The 18,962-nt window shown below is 43.9% G+C and carries 20 protein-coding genes and 1 pseudogene; 9 read left to right on the forward strand and 12 right to left on the reverse strand.

Features of this window, described 5'->3' with window-relative positions:
- Positions 1 to 298 precede the first annotated feature (298 nt).
- The gene (locus KF820_01350; protein ID MBX3456993.1) at positions 299 to 877 is read left to right on the forward strand and encodes a hypothetical protein; all 579 of its coding nucleotides are present in this window, start codon (positions 299 to 301) and stop codon (positions 875 to 877) included.
- Here KF820_01350 and KF820_01355 read toward each other — a convergent pair.
- The 3 genes from KF820_01355 to KF820_01365 are packed head-to-tail and all read right to left on the reverse strand — an operon-like array spanning position 872 to position 3,050.
- Positions 872 to 1,267, reverse strand: coding sequence for a hypothetical protein (locus tag KF820_01355; protein MBX3456994.1), 396 nt, complete (start codon positions 1,265 to 1,267; stop codon positions 872 to 874). The genes KF820_01350 and KF820_01355 overlap by 6 nt on opposite strands.
- Complete coding sequence (locus tag KF820_01360) at positions 1,264 to 2,598, reverse strand: recombinase family protein (protein ID MBX3456995.1); 1,335 nt, start codon at positions 2,596 to 2,598, stop codon at positions 1,264 to 1,266. Before KF820_01360 ends, KF820_01355 begins: the two co-directional genes overlap by 4 nt.
- Complete coding sequence (locus KF820_01365) at positions 2,598 to 3,050, reverse strand: DUF2924 domain-containing protein (protein ID MBX3456996.1); 453 nt, start codon at positions 3,048 to 3,050, stop codon at positions 2,598 to 2,600. Before KF820_01365 ends, KF820_01360 begins: the two co-directional genes overlap by 1 nt.
- 324 nt (positions 3,051 to 3,374) lie before the next feature.
- On the opposite strand from KF820_01365, the gene lexA reads away from it, so the two are divergent.
- From lexA to KF820_01380, 3 genes are read left to right on the forward strand one after another with little or no spacing between them, the layout of a single operon-like run.
- Positions 3,375 to 4,085: a transcriptional repressor LexA gene (lexA, locus tag KF820_01370; protein ID MBX3456997.1), complete on the forward strand. Its 711-nt coding sequence runs from the start codon at positions 3,375 to 3,377 to the stop codon at positions 4,083 to 4,085.
- Complete coding sequence (locus tag KF820_01375; GenBank protein MBX3456998.1) at positions 4,069 to 5,316, forward strand: hypothetical protein; 1,248 nt, start codon at positions 4,069 to 4,071, stop codon at positions 5,314 to 5,316. The genes lexA and KF820_01375 overlap by 17 nt, the downstream gene beginning before the upstream one ends.
- Complete coding sequence (locus tag KF820_01380; GenBank protein ID MBX3456999.1) at positions 5,276 to 6,409, forward strand: hypothetical protein; 1,134 nt, start codon at positions 5,276 to 5,278, stop codon at positions 6,407 to 6,409. The genes KF820_01375 and KF820_01380 overlap by 41 nt, the downstream gene beginning before the upstream one ends.
- On the opposite strand, the gene KF820_01385 is transcribed toward KF820_01380, so the two are convergent.
- From KF820_01385 to KF820_01425, 9 genes are read right to left on the reverse strand one after another with little or no spacing between them, the layout of a single operon-like run.
- A complete protein-coding gene (locus tag KF820_01385) occupies positions 6,410 to 8,599 on the reverse strand; it encodes an AAA family ATPase (protein MBX3457000.1) in 2,190 nt (729 codons plus the stop codon).
- Positions 8,596 to 9,300: a PD-(D/E)XK nuclease family protein gene (locus tag KF820_01390; GenBank protein MBX3457001.1), complete on the reverse strand. Its 705-nt coding sequence runs from the start codon at positions 9,298 to 9,300 to the stop codon at positions 8,596 to 8,598. Before KF820_01390 ends, KF820_01385 begins: the two co-directional genes overlap by 4 nt.
- Complete coding sequence (locus KF820_01395; GenBank protein ID MBX3457002.1) at positions 9,290 to 9,634, reverse strand: hypothetical protein; 345 nt, start codon at positions 9,632 to 9,634, stop codon at positions 9,290 to 9,292. The genes KF820_01390 and KF820_01395 overlap by 11 nt, the downstream gene beginning before the upstream one ends.
- Positions 9,625 to 9,876: a hypothetical protein gene (locus KF820_01400; GenBank protein ID MBX3457003.1), complete on the reverse strand. Its 252-nt coding sequence runs from the start codon at positions 9,874 to 9,876 to the stop codon at positions 9,625 to 9,627. Before KF820_01400 ends, KF820_01395 begins: the two co-directional genes overlap by 10 nt.
- Positions 9,873 to 10,916, reverse strand: coding sequence for a hypothetical protein (locus tag KF820_01405; protein ID MBX3457004.1), 1,044 nt, complete (start codon positions 10,914 to 10,916; stop codon positions 9,873 to 9,875). Before KF820_01405 ends, KF820_01400 begins: the two co-directional genes overlap by 4 nt.
- A 10-nt stretch (positions 10,917 to 10,926) precedes the next feature.
- Positions 10,927 to 11,523 carry a hypothetical protein gene (locus KF820_01410; GenBank protein MBX3457005.1) on the reverse strand — a complete coding sequence of 199 codons (597 nt, stop codon included), beginning with the start codon at positions 11,521 to 11,523 and terminating at the stop codon, positions 10,927 to 10,929.
- Complete coding sequence (locus KF820_01415) at positions 11,520 to 12,392, reverse strand: ATP-binding protein (GenBank protein ID MBX3457006.1); 873 nt, start codon at positions 12,390 to 12,392, stop codon at positions 11,520 to 11,522. The genes KF820_01410 and KF820_01415 overlap by 4 nt, the downstream gene beginning before the upstream one ends.
- Positions 12,389 to 12,862: a hypothetical protein gene (locus KF820_01420; GenBank protein MBX3457007.1), complete on the reverse strand. Its 474-nt coding sequence runs from the start codon at positions 12,860 to 12,862 to the stop codon at positions 12,389 to 12,391. Before KF820_01420 ends, KF820_01415 begins: the two co-directional genes overlap by 4 nt.
- Before the next feature lie 22 nt (positions 12,863 to 12,884).
- A complete protein-coding gene (locus KF820_01425) occupies positions 12,885 to 13,460 on the reverse strand; it encodes a hypothetical protein (GenBank protein MBX3457008.1) in 576 nt (191 codons plus the stop codon).
- Positions 13,461 to 14,185: 725 nt separating this feature from the next.
- On the opposite strand from KF820_01425, the gene KF820_01430 reads away from it, so the two are divergent.
- The 5 genes and pseudogenes from KF820_01430 to KF820_01450 all read left to right on the forward strand — a co-directional run bounded on the left by KF820_01430 (position 14,186) and on the right by KF820_01450 (position 18,259).
- A complete protein-coding gene (locus KF820_01430; GenBank protein MBX3457009.1) occupies positions 14,186 to 14,647 on the forward strand; it encodes a hypothetical protein in 462 nt (153 codons plus the stop codon).
- Positions 14,644 to 14,898: a hypothetical protein gene (locus KF820_01435; GenBank protein MBX3457010.1), complete on the forward strand. Its 255-nt coding sequence runs from the start codon at positions 14,644 to 14,646 to the stop codon at positions 14,896 to 14,898. Before KF820_01430 ends, KF820_01435 begins: the two co-directional genes overlap by 4 nt.
- 456 nt (positions 14,899 to 15,354) lie before the next feature.
- On the forward strand, positions 15,355 to 16,602 hold the full coding sequence (locus KF820_01440; GenBank protein MBX3457011.1) for a DNA modification methylase: 1,248 nt from the start codon (positions 15,355 to 15,357) through the stop codon (positions 16,600 to 16,602).
- A 6-nt stretch (positions 16,603 to 16,608) separates the two neighbouring features.
- Entirely contained in the window at positions 16,609 to 17,079 is a 471-nt protein-coding gene (locus KF820_01445; protein MBX3457012.1) for a hypothetical protein, read from the forward strand.
- Positions 17,075 to 18,259 (forward strand): annotated as a pseudogene (locus KF820_01450) (phage terminase large subunit family protein). The gene KF820_01445 and the pseudogene KF820_01450 overlap by 5 nt, the downstream one beginning before the upstream one ends.
- Positions 18,260 to 18,962: the final 703 nt, after the last annotated feature.

The following is an 18,962-nucleotide window of genomic DNA, read 5'->3' on the forward strand; positions in this document are numbered from 1 at the left end:
TTCTCCATTTTTGCTATTTCACCCCCAAAATCTCCATTTTTATGCTCTCCATCTCCGATACATGCGAACACTCCGGTCGAAGGTACGCATGTCATCAAACCCTTGATTTGCCTAGATTTAAGAGGATTTCTGTTTTTTGCTCATGCATTTTTAGAGAACGAAAAGCGGAGTAGCAAGCGAAATTCGAAATAGAGAAAGCACCTTGTATGTTGGTTGACTTTTACAATCCTCGAAGCATAATTAAATTGAATAAGAACTAATAAAAAATTCAATCTGAAGGTATATGAGGGAATACTTTATGACTGCGTTCGAAGATTATTCAAAGGTGATTTTTTGGGACTATAAAAGAAGAGATAATGTTGATTATAATTTTAAAATTATAGAAGTTATGATTGCTAACATTCATGGGACATCTGAGCCTCAATATTATTACAAACCCATTATTTTGATTATAAGCAGTATCATTGAATGCCTCTTATATGACTTTCTTAAAAAGATTCACGAACATCGATATGAAAAGGTTCCAAATCTTGATAAGGACGATATAGAAGCGCTGCAAAACATTGACCTTCCAAATAAATTGACCAATTTTAGTGATATCTGTAAAAAGTATAGCTTATTAGGGAACAATCAAGAAATATACGATCGTATTCAAAACATCGCAAAAATCCGCAATAGAATTCATATCCAAAATCAGAAAAATTTTAGGCCATTGGACGAATCTGAACTTTGGACGAAGGATCAAGTTAAATTGTGTGGAGACTTACTAAAGAACATTTTCATTTTGATGTGTGAGCGATATCCAAGGCCAGAACAAACTACAAATCATTCTAATCCCCCATTGTCCAATTTCCCAGAACCCTGGGCTTTGTTATAGATTAATATCTGCTCCAAATAATTCGCCTTGCTTGTGCCATAGACTCGGGATGTTTTGCATAAGATCAGCAAGTTTCATATGGCGGGGTTGGTGCCCATTGATAATAGCTTCTTTGAGTTTTGGGGCAAGGAAATTAAGCCTTAGGATCAGCTGCACATATTTGGCTGTGACTTTATTGGCATCGCATAAATCCTGCATGGTTTGGTATTTGCCGGATTTCAGCTGGCGTTGCCATAAGTGGGCACGGACCAAGGCTTTGACTAATGTGGTATCAATGCCCGAATGCTGACTAGCCAATGGCGCCTTTCCCTCAGGTACCAGCACCATTTTTCTACCGCCTCGCTTTTTAAGGCGCATGGGCATAAATATTGATAATTCTCCCTTGCTCATAGGCATGCCTCATCTTTTTCCGCAACGGTTTCCATCCCCGCATGGAGCAGTAAACTCTGCAGACCATCCGCATGGATGCGCACATCAATGCCGTCCTCTCGCACCAAAACTGCTTTGATCAGCAAACAAATGATGCGGTATTGCTCAATGGGAAAGAGCGAATCCCAGATCACATCAATCTGCTGCAGCATGGCAAAGGCCTCATCCATTGCGATTTGCCCCTCCAGAGACTTCAGGGTTTTAGCGGTAATTTCAGGGCATTTAAGAATCTCACGCACTTGTTGTACAACAAAGCGTTCAACTTCATTGGATGCAATGGTTTTGTGGTGGGAAGTGCAGCTTTTCCCACGCAAATGATTGCTGCAGGCATAATAGCGATAGCGCTTGTCCTTCTTTTTGGTGTAGGTCGGCGTCATAGAAACATCACAAACCTGACAGCGAATGAGGTTTTTTAAAAGCGCTTGATCTTTAGCAGAAGATTCTCTGCCCCGAATATGCGGGCACTTTTCAAAGACGCTCTGCACTTCATCAAAAAATTCAGGCTCAAAGATACCTTCATGCTCCCCCTCGTAAACAGCATCTTTGTGGGCGACAAATCCTTTATAAATCGGATTAATCAGAGTCCTGCGAAGGTTGGCCTTTGTAAATAACTGCGCACCATATTCTTTGCCGGTTTTGCTGATGATACGTTTGGTGCGATGGCCTTGCTGATTGAGTTCCCGCGCTAGATTGGTAGTTGAACGCAAGATCAAGAAACGGCTAAAGATATGCCGAATCAGCTTTGCTTCTTGCACGTTGATCACTAATTTGCGATCACAAATGTCATAACCAAGTGGTGGGTTGCCACCCATCCACATGCCTTTTTTCTTGGAAGCAGCAAATTTATCGCGGATACGTTCGCCTGTTAGTTCGCGCTCATATTGGGCAAAACTCAAAAGCACATTAAGCATCAATCTGCCCATAGAGCTGGACGTATTGAATGATTGCGTAACAGCAACAAAGGTAACCTGGTGCTTATCAAACAGTTCTACAATCTTCGAAAAATCAATCAGCGACCTGGACAATCTGTCTATCTTATAAACCACAACGCAATCAACCAGGCCATTTTCAATATCTTGAAACAGCTCTTGTAAAGCAGGACGATTTAGGGTGCCACCAGAATAACCCCCATCGTCATAAGATTTGCTTAAAGCCACCCATCCTTCATGTTGTTGGCTGGCGATATAGCTTTCAGCGGCAAGGCGCTGAGCATCGAGGCTGTTAAAAGCTTGCTCTAATCCTTCTTCATGGGATTTGCGTGTATAAATGGCGCAGCGTATCTTTTTGTTCATCAAGCCTCCTTATTACCACGCAAACCAAAGAATGCCGGTCCATTCCATCTGGTGCCTGTGATTTTACGGGCAATAGCCGATAGGGATTTATAGCTTTGCCCTTGGTAGATGAAGCCATTTTCTGAGACCAGTACTTCATGCAAATTGCCTTGGAACTCACGAATGAGCTTGGTACCGGCTAAAAGTTTAGAAGCCATATAGTGATTAGTGAATTTTTTACCTTTTTCCATTTGATCCGCAAGGTTATCCAGTTGCTTTGCGGACTTTTCTGTCATAGGACCGTAAGCAAGCTCTTGTAGACGATAAGCCAGCCTTGGGATGAGATAGGTTTTGGAATGAGGTGGCGCATCCGCATCAAAAATATTGCGCCATAATTCTTTAAGTTCTGCTGTGTTTTTACTTTGTAAAGCTAGAACTTGCTTAATAACAGATTCTTTCATGATCTTGACCATAATGAGTTTTCTCTAACAAACCTGCTCTAGAAGCGCTTCCTTTGGAAGAGAAGTCAAGAGAAAGCTCCTCTGAATGCCTTGGTTTTCCCAGGTTTTTATTAGAGCGCGCACGTATGATTGCGGAAGATATAATATGTGCAACTTCTTTTAGGCGATCATAGTTTTGGGCTTTGGTGAGCGGCATATAGAACCTCATCTGATTGGCATGTGGTTTATGTACAGCTTCCGGAGAGATTTCGTTCACAAGAACTTCATATGTTACAAATAGCTCTTGACCAACCTAACATCTGTTAGGTATGATAAATTTAAGTTAAATTTTAGGATATGAGGTTCAATCACAAAGCAATGGATGCTCCCAAGAAAACCAAACCGGGGCCGGTGAAATCCATAGGACTCACCAAAGCTCAAGAAGATACGTTTGCTGTCATTTGCCGTCTTAAAGAGCAACATGGTGTTGCTCCGAGTGTTAGAGAAGTCGCATCTGAGCGTGGCGTTTCTGCCGTCTCAGCACTGGAAATTATTCAGCAGCTCGAGGCCAAAGGCTATTTGCGTCGGGAGCATGGGAAAGCTCGGGCCATTGAAATCTTGGATCAACCCCTAAAATCAGATCAAATTCCGCATATTGTGCCTATCCAAGTGGTCGGACGTGTGGCGGCAGGATATCCGATTTTGGCGATTCAAGATCATCTAGGTGAGTTTTGTGTAGATGCAAGTCTTGCACGCGGCGAGTGTTTTTCCCTTCAAATTTGCGGGGATAGCATGATCGGTATCGGCATTCATGACAAAGATTATGTCGTGGTTAGGTCTCAACCGACTGCGATGAATGGTGAAGTTGTGGTGGCCCTGATTGATGATGAAGCAACCTGCAAAACCTTTTATCAAACGTTAACTGGCGTGGAGCTTAGGCCTGAAAATCCTGAGCATGAGGTCATCCATGTCAAAAAGGGCCAAGAGTTAAGGATTCTTGGGAAAGTGATTGCAATTAGAAAAACAGTGGAGGTTAAAACGAATGCTGCAAATGGTGTTAAACAATGAAGTGCTGATGGCGAAGATCCATCCGAATCGTGAATTTTGGGAAAGTCATCTGGAAATGCCCCTTGATAGGCTGATTCAGGATTACCAAGATGCTAAGATCCGCAAGAACTGGCTCGATTCCCTATCAGGACGCCAGCTTGGCCTGTTGTTTGACCTATCCATGAAAAAGCCTCCCCATGAACTTTCCGTGCAGCAAATGCGTAAAACCTTAACCGACTTTCCTGAAGAATTGATCAATTATTTTCTGGTGCATCATTTTAATCACGCCAAACTTGAAGCGGCCATCACTGAAATTGCAAAGCCGGTACTTTGCGCTGAAACTATGGCCAAGCTATTGGTTAAAGATGATAAATACGACAAGAAAGGGTTACTGTTTGCGCTTTTTAAGGCTGATCCTGAGTTGCTCAAGCACGTATATCATTTTGATAAAGTGCAAAAGAAAGGGTTTGGCTCCTTTGTGCTGAAAAACCCGCCACGCCAGCCTTTGTCCTCTTTCAAAGAATTTGTGACTGAAGATGTGGTGCGAGCTGCTCTCAAATCTCATGATGAAGAGCAAAATGACAGCTTTGAAACCCATCTTCAGGGTTTGTTTTATCATGAAGATCGTCTGTATCTCTTTATCCGCAGAGCCAGTGATGAAGATTTGCTGTTAAGCTCTAACCGCATTGTCCATGGACATAAGCCGGATTGGATCATCTTGGATTTTGCTGCCAACGCTAATCAAGTGAATCTTTGTGCCAAATGTTCCAATCAAGGATTGAAGATTGCTGACCGTTTGGTGAGTGCTTATTTTGATAAGGATTGCTCCTTCATCAACATGCAAGATTACAACTTTACTGCTCAAGTGAAGACTTTTTTGCGGTCGTGCGCAAGTGAAATTGATAAGAAGCTCAAACTCTTTGAGCTTAAATTCAGATCTGCTCACCTTAAAAACAACACCCATTTGATTTTAACAACGCACCCGACCGACCCCATTGCAGAAGAACTTGAAGCACTGCACCAGGCCGTTGGCGATGTTTTGGATGATATCGCTATGATTGATTCGGTAAGAGTGGAGTTTCAGGGTAAAAAGGTCACCCTCTTTTTCAGAGTGGATGCGGCTGATCCGGGTCATGTGATGATTTGTTATTCAGAATATGTGTTGGATAAAAAGGGGCGCGCAGCTTTTAAAACATGGATGAAGGATTGCTATGGCCTTACGATCTTGCCTAAAGCAAAATGTTGCGCATGAAGATGCATTGCAAGCTTTGCTTGAGTCCAGCAATTCATGGATCAATCCGAATCAGGTTTATTTAGAAGCGGCATATCATCTGGGAGAGCTTGGCTTTATCCAGCTCAAAGAACATTATTTCATCAAGTGCGCAAACCCCTTAGATGCTTTGGATTTTGACAATCTGATTAATCCCGATTGTGAGAATAAAATTGTTATTGCTGATGATTTTGATGAATCCTGCGATGATCTCATGTGCGAGGAATGCGGACGTTACATTTTACCCATCACTCACCAAAAGCAACGTTTTCATGTTGTTTCTTTATCCTTACAAAAGCAGACTATAGTGCAGTGGCTTGAGGCTGAGCTCAAAGAATTTACCTTTAAAAATCAAAGCGCCGGCATTTATCACGTTTTGTTGGACTCTGGCTTTGTAACGATAATCTTGCCTGATTTCATCGATAATCCTTCATATTTAGCTGTAGATCGCCTCAAGGCACAGCCGACGTTGATCGTCACATTACGAAAAACCTTACCTCATTTGCCCCTTAATATAACGACCATCAGGTTATCAGATTTGATGAACGAACGACTGTCTTTACAGCAAGGTTTGTATATGGCGATGGAGCATGGCGTACCCAAAGAAATTCCCAATGTTTCAAGGCAAGTACTACCTTTTGTTTCTTTGCATCGACCAAATATGACGGAAAAACCAACAACCTACAGCATCGCCATTGGTAGTGAAGGTATTTTTGTAGGCGGCGTTCATGTGATCGGTAAACAAGCCCCAAGCCGTATTCAGATTTTCAGAATTTTACTAGAACAATACTGGCGCGATTTTGAAGAAGGCAAACCCAAAGAGATGCACACACCTCTCAATCTTCATCAAATTGCTGAGCGCCTGGAGCCGCATATGGGGTTGATTGATGATTTAGAGCAGCAAATCAGAAGACCGCTTAACAAGATGCAAAAAGCCATAGAAGAGACGCTTGCTAAAGAGCTGGGCGTTAACATCAAACGTGATGACATCATTCAAACCCTTGGCTGGCCGGGTTTTAAAAAGCAGGAATATGGTTATCGGCTAAACCCATTCAATCTGGTTTTCACAAAATAGCTAATCATGATAAAACCAAAGTGAAGGGTTTTCTAAAGGGATGATTGTGCCATCTTCAGCTGACTTGTAATGGGTGGGTAAAATAGGCTGAAAGTGGGTAGTTTCTTCGCCTGTTTCAGAGTCAACTTTTGTCTCCTTCAAATCCATAGCCTCCACACATAAAAAGCCATATTTTGATTTGCGGGCAGCTCTTTTACAGAATTTAATATAGCCTTTGGTAGCAAGCACATCAATGCGATCACGAATAGAATGCTGGCCGCCAAGGCCCGATCTATTTTCAAAGGCTCTACAAAATTGGCTCGCGGTATAAAGCTTGCCCTTGCGTGCTTCATCGTAAATCAGCTGCAGGATAATATCGTGCTTGCGCCGGCGCTCTGCATCCAACTTTTCACCGTAATGCTTATTCACTAGACGCTCTGATTCTTCTTCCAAGATAGACCATTTGCCGCCCATTTTATCGACCCACTTATTATCAATGCGCTCACCGTTACGCAGTTCAAAAATCAATTGCCTAGGCGTTTTGGTTTCATCGGGCCTAAAGAGAATCATGCCGGTGGTGTAGAAACCTCTGAGGGCGCCAGCACCGCTCAAGGACTGGAAAGGATCTTCTTCCAAAAGCTTTTTGGTAATCTTCTTGGTGTGATGGGCAACAATCATCCCGGCATTGGGATTTACCAAATGACGCAGCCGTTCCAGCCTTTCTTGCAAGAAGAACAGCATGGCATTGTTATCATTTTCCGTACCGTGATCACCAGCATCAAATATATTACGCAAAGGGTCAATGACAATGAGGTCCACGGTTTTTGGATCAAAAAAATCATTGATGGTCTGCACAATCTGGGCAATGCCTTCGTCATTCAATAGCATCCTGGTTTGCGGCGTTATCACTAGATTATTGCTCATTTGCTCTAACACATCAGGATCAAGCTCCAATTGCTTAAGACGCTCACGCAAATAATGATAGCCAATCTCTGTTTGCAGATAAAAAATCTTCAAGGGCTTTGCGGGCTTCATCTCTAAAAACGGAATGCCAGCTGCCATATGCACCAGCCAGCTTATAAGAAAATCACTTTTTCCGACTTTGGGCGCACCACCAAAAATCAACAATCCACCAGGCGTTACAATACGCGGGGCAATCACATCAGAGGGCATTGGTGAATCATCCTGAAGTAATTGCCCCAAGGTAAAAGCCGGGACCATCTTATTGATGCTGATTGTCTTTTTCGGGCAAAGTTCAATAAAATCTTCAAGATCAACACCTTCTGCATCACTATCCGCTGCATCATAGCCTTTGGGCTTATTTTCTGGGATCTGAAGGATTTGGATGGATGCCACGCCGAGATTTTTGAGTTTTAATGACACTTTATCGGCATATTGTTGGCCTGGCTCATCATGATCCGGCCAAATGATCACATGTTTGTTTTTCAGCGGCTCCCAATCCGTTTTATCAATGGGGGCATTGGCACCAAACATGGCAGTTGTTGCCGTAATGCCATGTCTCATGAGGCTATCTGCTGATTTTTCCCCTTCAACAAGCACAACCGTTTTGGCTTTTAAGATGCCCGGAATATTGTAAAGCGGCCTTGGATTGGGAGCACGATTGCGACAGGTTTTAACGTCCCATGGCCTATATTGCTTACCTGAATCTGTTTCATAGCGATAAACACAGGCAATCAATTTGTTTGCTTCATCAAAGTAATCCCATCTGGCTGTGGGGGCCCCGAGCAGCTCAGGTCCTTCTTCCTCTTGCGTAGCCTCGTGCTTTTTCTTAATTTCAGAAACCATGGCATACACGCTTTTGGTGCGCTCACCTGACCACTGAGCGATATCGGCTAAAATCTCAGGAAACTGCGAACGTGTGTCTTTACTGGTAACTGCTGCCCATAAACTGATAATGTCGCCCCCTTCACCGGTTGCAAAATCATGCCACATACCGATGCGATTCCCTTCAAGCTCAACCACCAAGCTTTGGCCTGGGTTGCCTTGTACATCACCCACATAAAACTTATTGCGCTGGAAAACACCGCCCGGTAACAAATAGGATAAACAGGATTTAAGGCTGTAGAGTAACCTGGCTTTTAGCTCCGATACTTGTTCTGACGGTTCCCAAGGTGCTGTGCTTTCAAAACAGTTCTGCGGGATTGCTGTGTTGAAGTTAAAGAAATCCTTCATATCAATGACATTGCTCATAAGCCCCCTCCAAAACAGGTTTTATGGTAAGGGCACCATTTGCACTCAAAGTAATTGGGATCTTGGCTTAAACGCGGCAGCAATTCAGAAGCCTCTAAAGCTTGTAAGATTTGTACAGCACGATCAGAGTATTTTTGGGCTATAGCACCATCAAAAGCCACTCTCTCAAAATAAAGCTCCGAGGTGTCTTTATTGAGCGCAACCAACAAGGCTGGTGCTTCTGTTAACTTCATATACGCCATATAAAGCTGGACCTGCACGTAGTAGCCGGGTTTGCTGACTGCAAGCGCGTGCTTTTCAAGATCTTTCCAGGATTTATTATTGAGCGTTTTACACTCAAAAAGAGCCGGATAAAGAAAACCGTCGGGACCTGCTACAATCACGCCGTCAATATGACCGGCGATGCGATCACCTGCGACCGAAAAGCTATATTGCTGGCCGTCTTTGTTGTGAGTCCTGATATCAAACCCGGCATCTTTCATCCATGAAATGACTAATGATTCCAGATGATGACCCATAGCAAACGTTCGCAGCTGCTTACCCGTAAATGGATGATCAGGTTCTGCGCCCATAAACTCATACTGTAATTTACGTGCGCAATTTTCCCCTAAACGAGAAGCACCAAGATAGGACCTTTTTGGTTTTTGCCGGTGTTCTTGTGCAATAGCCGCATCAAGCATGGTTACTAATTTATTTTCCATGATTGACCTCATCGATGATTTGGCACCATTTAATTAAATCAGCCACCGTAAGACTTCCGATAGGCGCTGCCAGATTCCCGTGTTTCGCCAGATAATTGAAAAGGATCTGGGCGTTTCGCATAATATGAATCGGGACGGACGTAACATTCCCTTTGTTCCGGTTGGAATCGTGGGAATCGCTTCCGCCAGCTGCTAAAGGCATCCTGGCACTTTTTGCTGCAAAACCACCAATGTTTTGAATAATGGTTGTGTGAATGAAACCATCCAAAACCGCCGGCTTTACCGTGACAGAATGCGCACCACGGTTCTTGTTGTTTTGACATATCATGACCATCTGATTACCTTTTGAATATGTTGAAAGTTCTTTGTCATGAGCGCTTTGAAGAAGTGATCGCGCACCGCATCGGGATCTAGTTCTGCAAGATCACAGACAAAGCAAAAAGACTGAGTTGATTTTTGAAAAAACCAGCGCAGGGCCTGGTGCCTATAGAGACTGGAATCGGTACATCCAAAAGCATCGCGCGCGGCTCTATCAATCACAGCCCGCCATAGCAGTATTTCTCCTGTGATAGTCATGGCTGCTCTCCTTGCATCACCATGAAGTCTGATTTTAAATAAAGGCTATCTGGCCCTTGTAAAACCAACTTCAGACATTGTTGCGGCGGTAACGGATGCACGGTAAATCCGGTGCGAAGAACATGGCGTTTTTGTACCCTTGGACCAGGGATTTTGCGCCCTACCCGAAGTGGGATATCTTTAAAATCACCATAGATGCAAAAGCGGTAATAGATTTGCCCTTCAACGGTTCTCTCTTTAGGCAGCGCCATCAAACCTAAGCTTCGGGCCACAAATGCAATATCTTGAGCGAGCTGTTTGCTTGAGGTGGTGTACTCAAAGGTTTTGTGAAGCATGTGACCATCCGTATCAAGCAACCCTGCCAAAATCTCTTGCCGTACTTTTTTAGAGGCACGCTTATAGATGTCCGGGATAAACTTTTCCGGCGAGCTTTTGTTGTATAAACCAAGATTCCGCAAAGCCTCAGTCAGTGGATTGGTTTTCCCGCTGATACTGCTAAAATAATAGCCATTGGCTTGATTACCCGGGATTTGATCGATACGTACCGAAAGCCCCATTTGATCGGCCATCGCAAAGCAATAATCCACAATTTCCGGATCGGGTGTGGTGATACTTGGTGAGGTATTCCGAAAACAGCCATCACCAAGCAGAATTCCTAAGAAATATGGATCAAGCGGTAATTTTGGACCATCACTAAAATTCACAGGCATGCGGTATAGCAAATGCACACCTTTAAAATGCGGTGATTGCTTGAGGTATTCCCACATCGGAATGGATTTTAGATCATAGAGTTCAAGGCTTGTGGATCGCACCAACGGCAAAGATTGGCTGGCGCCTAAAACAAACGAGGCTCCCTTAATCGGTCTGATTTCAAAGGCATCTTCTAAAGATGTTCTGATATCAATTACCGTTCGTGGCAGGCTATCTGCACCAATAATCTCATCGCCTATTTCAAGTTCCGTAAGAGGCTTTATCGCACCGCTTGCCATCAAAATATCGATGGGCTGAGGTGATGCTTTTGGAGGATGATGTCGTGTCATGATTTACCTCCTACCTATTAAGCCAACTTGGTTGGGCTGCAGTACTCGGCGTTTCTGTTTCCGCTACATCTAAAGCTTTAGGTTTGCTGCTACTAACACCCATTACTGAAGCATAAGAACTGTAATTTGGGGTGATAATCGAAAGGACCGTATTCTTGGGTTGGTAATTGCCGCTTTTATCCTCCTCAACACCGATTTTGATGCCAAACTCTATGCCCATCAGTTCCAAAAGATCGTTAATAGTTCGACCTTCAATGGCATTTTGAGAGCGATCGTTAGGATGGATATTTCTGGCAGATTCCAAGATGGACCTAATCATCGTTCTGCCATTCATTCCCCAGGTATCTTCGCCCTTAGCGTTGCGCTTAGCGCCTTCAATGCCGATTAAATGGTAAACTTTGCGTTTAGCATAAGGCCCTTCAAGAATGGTCAGCTCAGTGTTGAGGTAGACAGAACCTGTGCGATCACTTTTGGTCAGCCACTGACCAGGACCAAATCCACCGGGACGTAAGGTCATGGTGACTTTAGCGAGTGTTCCAGCCGGAATAAGGGCCAAATCATTTTGTGGCAAAGCGTTATTGAAATCTGTTGAAAATTCGTATGTCATAGTGTTGGTGCTCCTTTGATATTGAGGGTTGCGCTAGCCTCTCCGGTAAAGTCAGAGGCCTGCATCTGGTTCTTTACTGGAGAGGTCTTAATTTTTTTGAGTAATTTGCCAAGATGGGCTTCTTCTACCATCTCAAGCCTGCCGCTGCGATCTTTGGCCGGATATCCCCAAGGATTGAGCGTCTGGCACACAAAAGCTCTTTTATCGGGCGCATCTTCTGCCTTCATGGCCACCATGCTGATGACTTCATCAAGCACGCCTGGTATTTCATTGGCTGTTTTGCTACCCTCACATTGAGGCGCCCAAAGGGGACGATTAAAGTCATCCAGGCGCTGCTCTAAAATGCCGACCAAAATCACATCTTTTTTCGGGATATGCTGGAACTGGTTAAGCCAAGCCATCATCTCAGAAGCCAAGAGTCCATAGGCAGCTCTAGTATCTGACCGGCCGGTTTTATCGGAAAAACTCTCCGGCTGCGATTTAGCCCAAGTCAGACAAAGACGTGAAGCAACCGTGATGCTATCGATGAAAATACATTTGTATTTTTCCATCGCAGTTGGATCGCCATAATGAGCGCAAACATATTCATAATGCTTTTGGCTATAGGGTTGATCTGGCCTGAGTGCCGGATTAGGACCACCAATAAGGCAGGCAATATCCCGTGCTTCATTCCAAGTGCGGATACTAATGGCGTCACCCTGCCAGTCTTGAACTGCAAGTAAACCTGCTTCTAAATCAATGCATAGGGTCGGTTCATCAAGCGTTGTAAGCAGCCGGGTTTTACCGATCCCAAAGCCGCCAAAGATGACCATTTTGACGCCGGTTTGTTTTTTTAAGCGCTGATCGGCGCTGATAATTTTCATGCTCATTGGTCGTTACCTCCATCAATAATTTGAAATTTTGGTTTGCCTAAATGGACGCTGCGTGCCTCATCAAAGAATTTGCGAAGATCATCGGACCAGCTCAGGTATTTGCGCTCATCAATCGCATAGGTAGCTTTGGCATAGTGTTTACGTTCACCGGCTGGGATTTTGTCGATAATGGTTTCAAGTTTTTCTTGATCCCAAACCACCTTTTTAGGCATTTCAGCAACAATGGTGTAAGCGCCATCATCAAAGCGAATGGTGCCGGTATCCCTGCCATCTAGCTTCAACTTGTCTTGAGCCATTTGGCTGAATTTAAGATTTAGGCCATCTTCTAAAAGGGTTTTGCGCTTTTTAAGGCACTCGGCCATCTCAGTTAGTCTTTCCATCAGCGAGCGTAAATCTTCGGAAGAAAGCTGACTGATTTCAGTTGATTTGGCTTCGTCTAGAAACGATAGTGGTATTAAATTTTGCATACAGTTCTCCTTGGTATGGTTGTTATATTCCGCATTGGGGAAAAAATTGTTCGCACCTTCTGATGTAAACAGACGTGGGAAAGAACATGGGCCGCATGAGCTCTAAATCACGGTAAATGGCTGCTCTTGAGCGCCCGCTCATGTGAGATACTTCGGTGATGGTGAAGATTTTTAGCTGCTCACAAAGCGCCTGCAGGCTTTCCGGCAATTGATGAATAGCCCTACTCACATCAATGCGAATGCTGACCTCATCTTCAAAGCAATGATCATCTGCCAAATAATCCATAAGGGTTTGGCCGTTCTCATCTTCCTTGTCCAAAGACAAAGTTTGGGTTTTACCGCCCCGTTTGATGCACATATGTTTGTGAATCAAATTGTTGCTGCGGCGCGAAAGAAGTTTATCGACGAAAGTTGCAAGGCTACTTTTTGAGCGGTCAAACTTGGATAAAGCCGGCCAAATCTCAAGCAGTAAGTCTTGCTCAATGTCTTCGATCTCCTGGGATTCAAAACATTTCATTTGCTTTAAACGCCAGGCATGGTACTTAAGTTGTTTGACGATCTCAGGCTCTAAACCTGAGTAATTGTTACGTGATCTCATATGAAGCCTCCTTGATTGGTTCATGCTTCAAGGATGCGATTTTTGGCGGTTTTTCTGACCGGACGCGCCTAAATCAAATAAGACCGCGGGTAATGCAAAGGCCTGGAAATAAGACGACTCAAAAACAAAGAATCAGACTTCTAGAAAATTAAATAAGACCACCTGAATGAGATGTTGGAATGGGATTGAATTGTGAGGGAATTATCAGGTGGGATTGGTGCTGTGAGCTTTCGATAAAAATAATTTTTCAGCTCATTTGTCACATGGCACTGGTGCTATGAACTTTGAATGAAAGGTGTTTTGAAGAGTGTTTGCCCTATGGCATTGGCAATATGAGTTCTAAATGAGGGGTGATTTTTGTAAATCTAGACCCAGATTTTGTAAATCTAGAATCTGCAGAAATCTAGAAATCCAGGTAAATCAAGGGTTTGAGGGCTGTTTCTAGATTTACAAGAAATCTAGGCGTCATTCTAGGAAATCTAGCGCAAACCCCTGATTTTACTAGGGTTCCAGAAGATTTCTAGATTCGGGAGAAACTCCCTATATATAAATATATAGGGTAAGTGACCCTGACGGGCACTTGCCCCCATATTTATAAAAGGTATTTCGCGCGCGTAAAAGTTCCCCCTTCTAACTTCATATTTTTTGCGAACACAACTTCAAACAAAGCTGAACATAAACACCAGAAAATAAATTTTGCGAATAGCATTTCTTGGATGGTGGATATGAAAAACATCTTAGCTTTAGATTTAGGAACACAAACCGGCTGGGCATTGTTCAATGAAGGCCGAGTTTTTAGTGGAAGTGAAAGCTTTCATACATCACGCTTTAGTGGTGGTGGTATGCGTTTCTTACGCTTTAGACATTTTCTCGATTCGTTAAAACAAAAAGCGGACATTCGAGCGGTGTATTTTGAAGAAGTACGTAGGCATTTAGGTGCTGATGCCGCCCACACCTATGGCGGGTTTTTAGGGCATTTGACGGCTTGGTGTGAAGATCAGGAAATTCCTTATCAAGGTGTAAGCGTTGGCACGATTAAGCGTCACGTAAGCGGCAAAGGCAATGCAAGCAAGGAGGAGGTTATAGCAGCTGTAAAAGCCAAAGGATTTAATCCTGTTGATGATAATGAAGCCGATAGCCTGGCGTTATTGCTATGGGCACAAGACAATATGGAGGTTAAACAATGAATGGCAAACGATTACTGGAGCAATCCATATCAACAATTGAAGAACGACAAAAAATGTATGGCTCGCCCAAAGAGAATTTTGAGCATATTGCTAAACGCTGGTCGCTACTCCTTGGCACAACCATTACGCCCGCTCAAGTCGGCTTGATGATGATGGATTTAAAGATTGCACGGCTACAAAAGAACCCTGGCCATTACGATAGCCTGGTGGACGTTGCGGGATATGCTGCGTGCTTGAGTGAACTCAAATGAAATATTTTTCTTTTTAGTCGGACACATCCATGAAGAACATTGAATATAACATCTATCAGCAATACCAAGGGTTTGATCAGATGCAAAAAATATTTTCAGTTTTGCGGACAGATCATACAGCGTTGCTGAATATAGTAGGCAGAGATAAGTGCAAGGAGATATCCAGTGTTAGAGGGCAAAATGATTCGCAGAAAAAATATTTTTAAAAGCGCGGACGTTTTTAAATTCAGTGCTGAATATAACCTATAACAGTAAGAGAAAGGATTTAGAGCTTATGACTTAAGAAGTGTTCAAGACCTCAAAACACAATTGAATCACTAACGTCTCGGCACAGGGCGTGCACGGGTCCTTCCCCAACCTCAAGCCATGCGGGTGGCAAAGCCCCGGGATCTTACTAGCGTTAGAATTGGCCCAAACCTTGACACTTGACACAAATATTAAGGAACGGGTGCGCTTATGACTGAAGTTCAAATACAACACATCCCCATAGACAATCTTATCGCATACGCCCGCAATCCCCGCAAAAATGATGCGGTGGTTGATAAAATGTGTGCCTCCATCAAAGAATTTGGTTTTCGCATTCCCGTCATTGCTAAAAGTGATGGCAGCGTGGTTGATGGCCATTTACGCTTAAAAGCTGCTAAAAAACTGGGCTTACAATTAATCCCGGTGATTTTAGCCGATGATTTAAGTGATGCTCAAATCAAAGCCTTTAGATTGCTTGCCAATCAATCAGCGAATTGGGCTGACTGGGATGACGATTTACTCAAACTTGAACTGGAAGATTTGCAAGCGCTTAATTTTGATCTGGAATTAACTGGGTTTGATTTTGATGAAATACAAAAGCTCTTAGATGCAACCGATATTGATCTTGACGAACCTGCTGAAGCCGATGCAGTTGATCCCGCAGATAATGCCCCAGTCATTAGTAAGCCTGGTGATTTATGGATTTTAGGTGATCACCGACTGTATTGCGGCGATAGTACGTTGATTGATTCCTACAAAATTGTTTTAGAGGATGAGCAAGCCGATATCACGGTGTGTGATCCGCCCTATAACGTTAATTACGGTGCCAGCATTAAAGATACGCTGCGCAACAAATCCCGCGAAAACAAACACAAAATCTTGAATGATAATCTCGGCGAAGGCTTTGAAAGTTTTCTCTACGATGTCTGTTCTAACATTATCATGAACACCAAAGGCGCTATTTATATGTGCATGGCAGCTTCAGAGCTGGCGGTATTGCAAAAAGTATTTAAACAAGCCGGTGGTCATTGGTCAACATTCCTCATTTGGGCAAAGAATCATTTCTCTTTAGGGCGTGCTGATTATCAAAGGCAATATGAGCCTATTCTTTACGGCTGGCGTGAAGGCGCTGATCGTCATTGGTGCGGCGCTCGTGATCAAGGCGATGTTTGGTTTATTGATAAGCCCAACGCTAACAATTTACATCCAACTATGAAGCCAGTAGCGCTCATGGAGCGTGCTATTACTAACAGCAGTAAGCCTGGCGATATCGTTCTTGATCCCTTTGGTGGCTCTGGTACCACCTTAATGGCCGCAGAACATTCAAAACGTCGCTGTCGCATGATTGAGCTTGATCCTAAATACATCGATACCATAATAAGGCGCTGGCAATCCTACACTAAGCGAAAGGCTGTGCATGCTAAAACCAGCCAAGCTTTTGATGAATTGTGCACATGATAAGCTATGGAACTTATCAAGCAATCGCAGTGGGCAAAGCGACATGGATTTTCAAGACAATATGCGGGACAGCTGGTGCAAAGTGGCGTCATTCAATTGGTCGATGGCCTTGTGGATGTTGAACAAGCAGATGCCGCAATTGCTGCCTTACGTGATCCAAACCAACCACAACGTCGTAAAAATACCTCTGATGTCACTGAGCTTTCAACGCTTCTCCTTAAAACCCGCATCAAAAATGAAATGGAACGGGGCAAGCTTTTGGAAGCCCGCGCCAAAGCAGAAATTGGAGCGCTGGTTTCAGTAGAAGACGTCAAAGTATCAGCCTTCAACAAAGCCAGAATCGTACGCGATAGTTTGATGAACATTCCTGATCGCGTTGCTTCACTTTTAGCATCTATCGATGATCCCCATAAAATTCATGAGGTGTTGCTGCAAGAAATCCGAACCGCATTAGAGGAACTCAGCCGTGATAATTGAAGCCTATCAAACCAGTTTTAATGCAGGACTTCGACCTGATCCACTGCTCAAGGTTTCCGAGTGGGCAGATGGTTTTCGGATGTTATCGCAAACAGCATCTTCTGAACCAGGCAGATGGCGCACCGAACGCACACCTTATTTAAAAGAAATCATGGACGCCTTATCGCCATCATCACCCGTTGAAAAAGTGATTTTTATGAAAGGCGCGCAAATTGGTGGTACCGAAGCGGGCAATAACTGGATCGGTTACATCATTGATCAAGCGCCTGGCCCTATGCTTGTCGTGCAACCCACTGTTGAAATGGGCAAGCGTTGGTCTAAAGGACGCTTAGCCCCACTGATTGATGATACACCGGCCCTTCGAGATAAAGTCAAAGACCCACGATCTCGGGATTCAGGTAATACCGTCCAAAGCAAAGAATTCACCGGCGGTATTGTTGTGGTAACTGGCGCTAATAGCGCTGTGGGTTTGCGCTCTATGCCCGTGCGCTATTTGTTTTTAGATGAAATTGATGCCTATCCAGGGGATGCTGACGGTGAAGGTGATCCCGTCTCCCTTGCTATTCAACGTACTGCCACCTTTGCTAGGCGCAAAATTTTGTTAGTCTCAACGCCTACCATTCAAGGCTTAAGCCGGATTGAAAGCGAATTTGAAGCATCAGATCAACGTTATTATTGGGTACCATGTCCACATTGCCATACCTTTCAAATTCTAAAATGGCCGCAAGTCAAATGGGAGGATGATCCGCTCAATGCCTATTATGTCTGCATATCTTGTGAAGAAAAAATCCACCATCATCAAAAAACTTGGATGTTAGCCAATGGTGAGTGGAGAGCTGCTAATGAGTGCAATGGCAAGATTGCCGGATTTCATCTCTCAAGCCTTTATAGTCCAGTTGGATGGCTAAGCTGGGGACAAGCAGCACAGAACTTCTTACATGCTAAAGATAATGAACAACTGCTAAAAGTTTGGGTTAACACGACTTTAGGCGAGACCTGGGTCGATAAAGGTGAAGCTCCCGATTGGCAGCGCTTGTTTGAACGCAAAGAAAACTATCCGATCGGAGTTGTACCTTTTGGTGGATTGGTTCTAACTGCCGGTGTTGACGTGCAAAAAGATCGTATTGAGGTGGAGATCGTTGCATGGGGTAAAAACCGCGAGAGTTGGTCTGTTGATTATCTTATTTTTGATGGTGACCCCGCTAAAACGAGCACTTGGCAGCATCTCTCTAATTTGATGAGCACTTTATTCCCAAGCGAAGACGGACTAGACCGAGGGATTTCCATGATGGCTGTGGATGCTGGGTATGCCACTCAAGAAGTCTATGGCTGGATTCGAAGTTTACCGCCTGGGCGAGTCATGGCTGTAAAAGGCGTTGATAAAGCCCTTATGCCACTAGGTGCGCCAAGCCGTGTAGATGTAACTGTACTCGGTCAAAAACTCAGACGTGGGGCCAAACTCTGGACGGTGGGTGTCTCTGTTTTAAAGTCAGAGCTTTACCATGCGCTTAAGCTCTCCCAAGGCGAAGAAGGTTTCCCTCCGGGATATTGCCACTTTCCAAGTTATGGGCCTGAGTATTTTAAGCAACTGACATCAGAGCAGCTGGTTACAAAAGTTCATAAAGGTTACCCAAAACGTGAATGGCAAAAGATTCGTGACCGCAACGAAGCTCTTGATTGCCGTATTTATGCTAGGAGCGCAAGTATCGCAATCGGCATCGACCGCTGGCAACCCTCCAAATGGGATAGCTTGATGGGCTATAAAACTCCTGGCCAGCCGACAGAGAAAAAGAAAATGCAGCAAATTCCTTACACGCAAACAAAACCAACAAGACCGCGTGTCATGAGAAGCAGATTTTTGGGATAAAAACTCGCCTGGTACG

The sequence above is a fragment of the Candidatus Paracaedibacteraceae bacterium genome (genome assembly GCA_019636055.1).
Lineage (GTDB): Bacteria > Pseudomonadota > Alphaproteobacteria > Paracaedibacterales > Paracaedibacteraceae > Paracaedibacter.

What these genes read in the sequence shown, in the direction of transcription:
- KF820_01395 (MBX3457002.1), bottom strand. Translation starts at nt 9,634, where the DNA reads ATGGTCATGATATGTCAAAACAACAAGAACCGTGGTGCGCATTCTGTC.
- KF820_01375 (MBX3456998.1), top strand. Translation starts at nt 4,069, where the DNA reads ATGGTGTTAAACAATGAAGTGCTGATGGCGAAGATCCATCCGAATCGT.
- KF820_01415 (MBX3457006.1), bottom strand. Translation starts at nt 12,392, where the DNA reads ATGAGCATGAAAATTATCAGCGCCGATCAGCGCTTAAAAAAACAAACC.
- KF820_01405 (MBX3457004.1), bottom strand. Translation starts at nt 10,916, where the DNA reads ATGACACGACATCATCCTCCAAAAGCATCACCTCAGCCCATCGATATT.
- KF820_01360 (MBX3456995.1), bottom strand. Translation starts at nt 2,598, where the DNA reads ATGAACAAAAAGATACGCTGCGCCATTTATACACGCAAATCCCATGAA.
- KF820_01435 (MBX3457010.1), top strand. Translation starts at nt 14,644, where the DNA reads ATGAATGGCAAACGATTACTGGAGCAATCCATATCAACAATTGAAGAA.
- KF820_01385 (MBX3457000.1), bottom strand. Translation starts at nt 8,599, where the DNA reads ATGAGCAATGTCATTGATATGAAGGATTTCTTTAACTTCAACACAGCA.
- KF820_01420 (MBX3457007.1), bottom strand. Translation starts at nt 12,862, where the DNA reads ATGCAAAATTTAATACCACTATCGTTTCTAGACGAAGCCAAATCAACT.
- KF820_01410 (MBX3457005.1), bottom strand. Translation starts at nt 11,523, where the DNA reads ATGACATACGAATTTTCAACAGATTTCAATAACGCTTTGCCACAAAAT.
- KF820_01365 (MBX3456996.1), bottom strand. Translation starts at nt 3,050, where the DNA reads ATGGTCAAGATCATGAAAGAATCTGTTATTAAGCAAGTTCTAGCTTTA.
- KF820_01390 (MBX3457001.1), bottom strand. Translation starts at nt 9,300, where the DNA reads ATGGAAAATAAATTAGTAACCATGCTTGATGCGGCTATTGCACAAGAA.
- KF820_01430 (MBX3457009.1), top strand. Translation starts at nt 14,186, where the DNA reads ATGAAAAACATCTTAGCTTTAGATTTAGGAACACAAACCGGCTGGGCA.
- lexA (MBX3456997.1), top strand. Translation starts at nt 3,375, where the DNA reads ATGAGGTTCAATCACAAAGCAATGGATGCTCCCAAGAAAACCAAACCG.
- KF820_01400 (MBX3457003.1), bottom strand. Translation starts at nt 9,876, where the DNA reads ATGACTATCACAGGAGAAATACTGCTATGGCGGGCTGTGATTGATAGA.
- KF820_01355 (MBX3456994.1), bottom strand. Translation starts at nt 1,267, where the DNA reads ATGAGCAAGGGAGAATTATCAATATTTATGCCCATGCGCCTTAAAAAG.
- KF820_01380 (MBX3456999.1), top strand. Translation starts at nt 5,276, where the DNA reads ATGGCCTTACGATCTTGCCTAAAGCAAAATGTTGCGCATGAAGATGCA.
- KF820_01425 (MBX3457008.1), bottom strand. Translation starts at nt 13,460, where the DNA reads ATGAGATCACGTAACAATTACTCAGGTTTAGAGCCTGAGATCGTCAAA.
- KF820_01440 (MBX3457011.1), top strand. Translation starts at nt 15,355, where the DNA reads ATGACTGAAGTTCAAATACAACACATCCCCATAGACAATCTTATCGCA.
- KF820_01445 (MBX3457012.1), top strand. Translation starts at nt 16,609, where the DNA reads ATGGAACTTATCAAGCAATCGCAGTGGGCAAAGCGACATGGATTTTCA.
- KF820_01350 (MBX3456993.1), top strand. Translation starts at nt 299, where the DNA reads ATGACTGCGTTCGAAGATTATTCAAAGGTGATTTTTTGGGACTATAAA.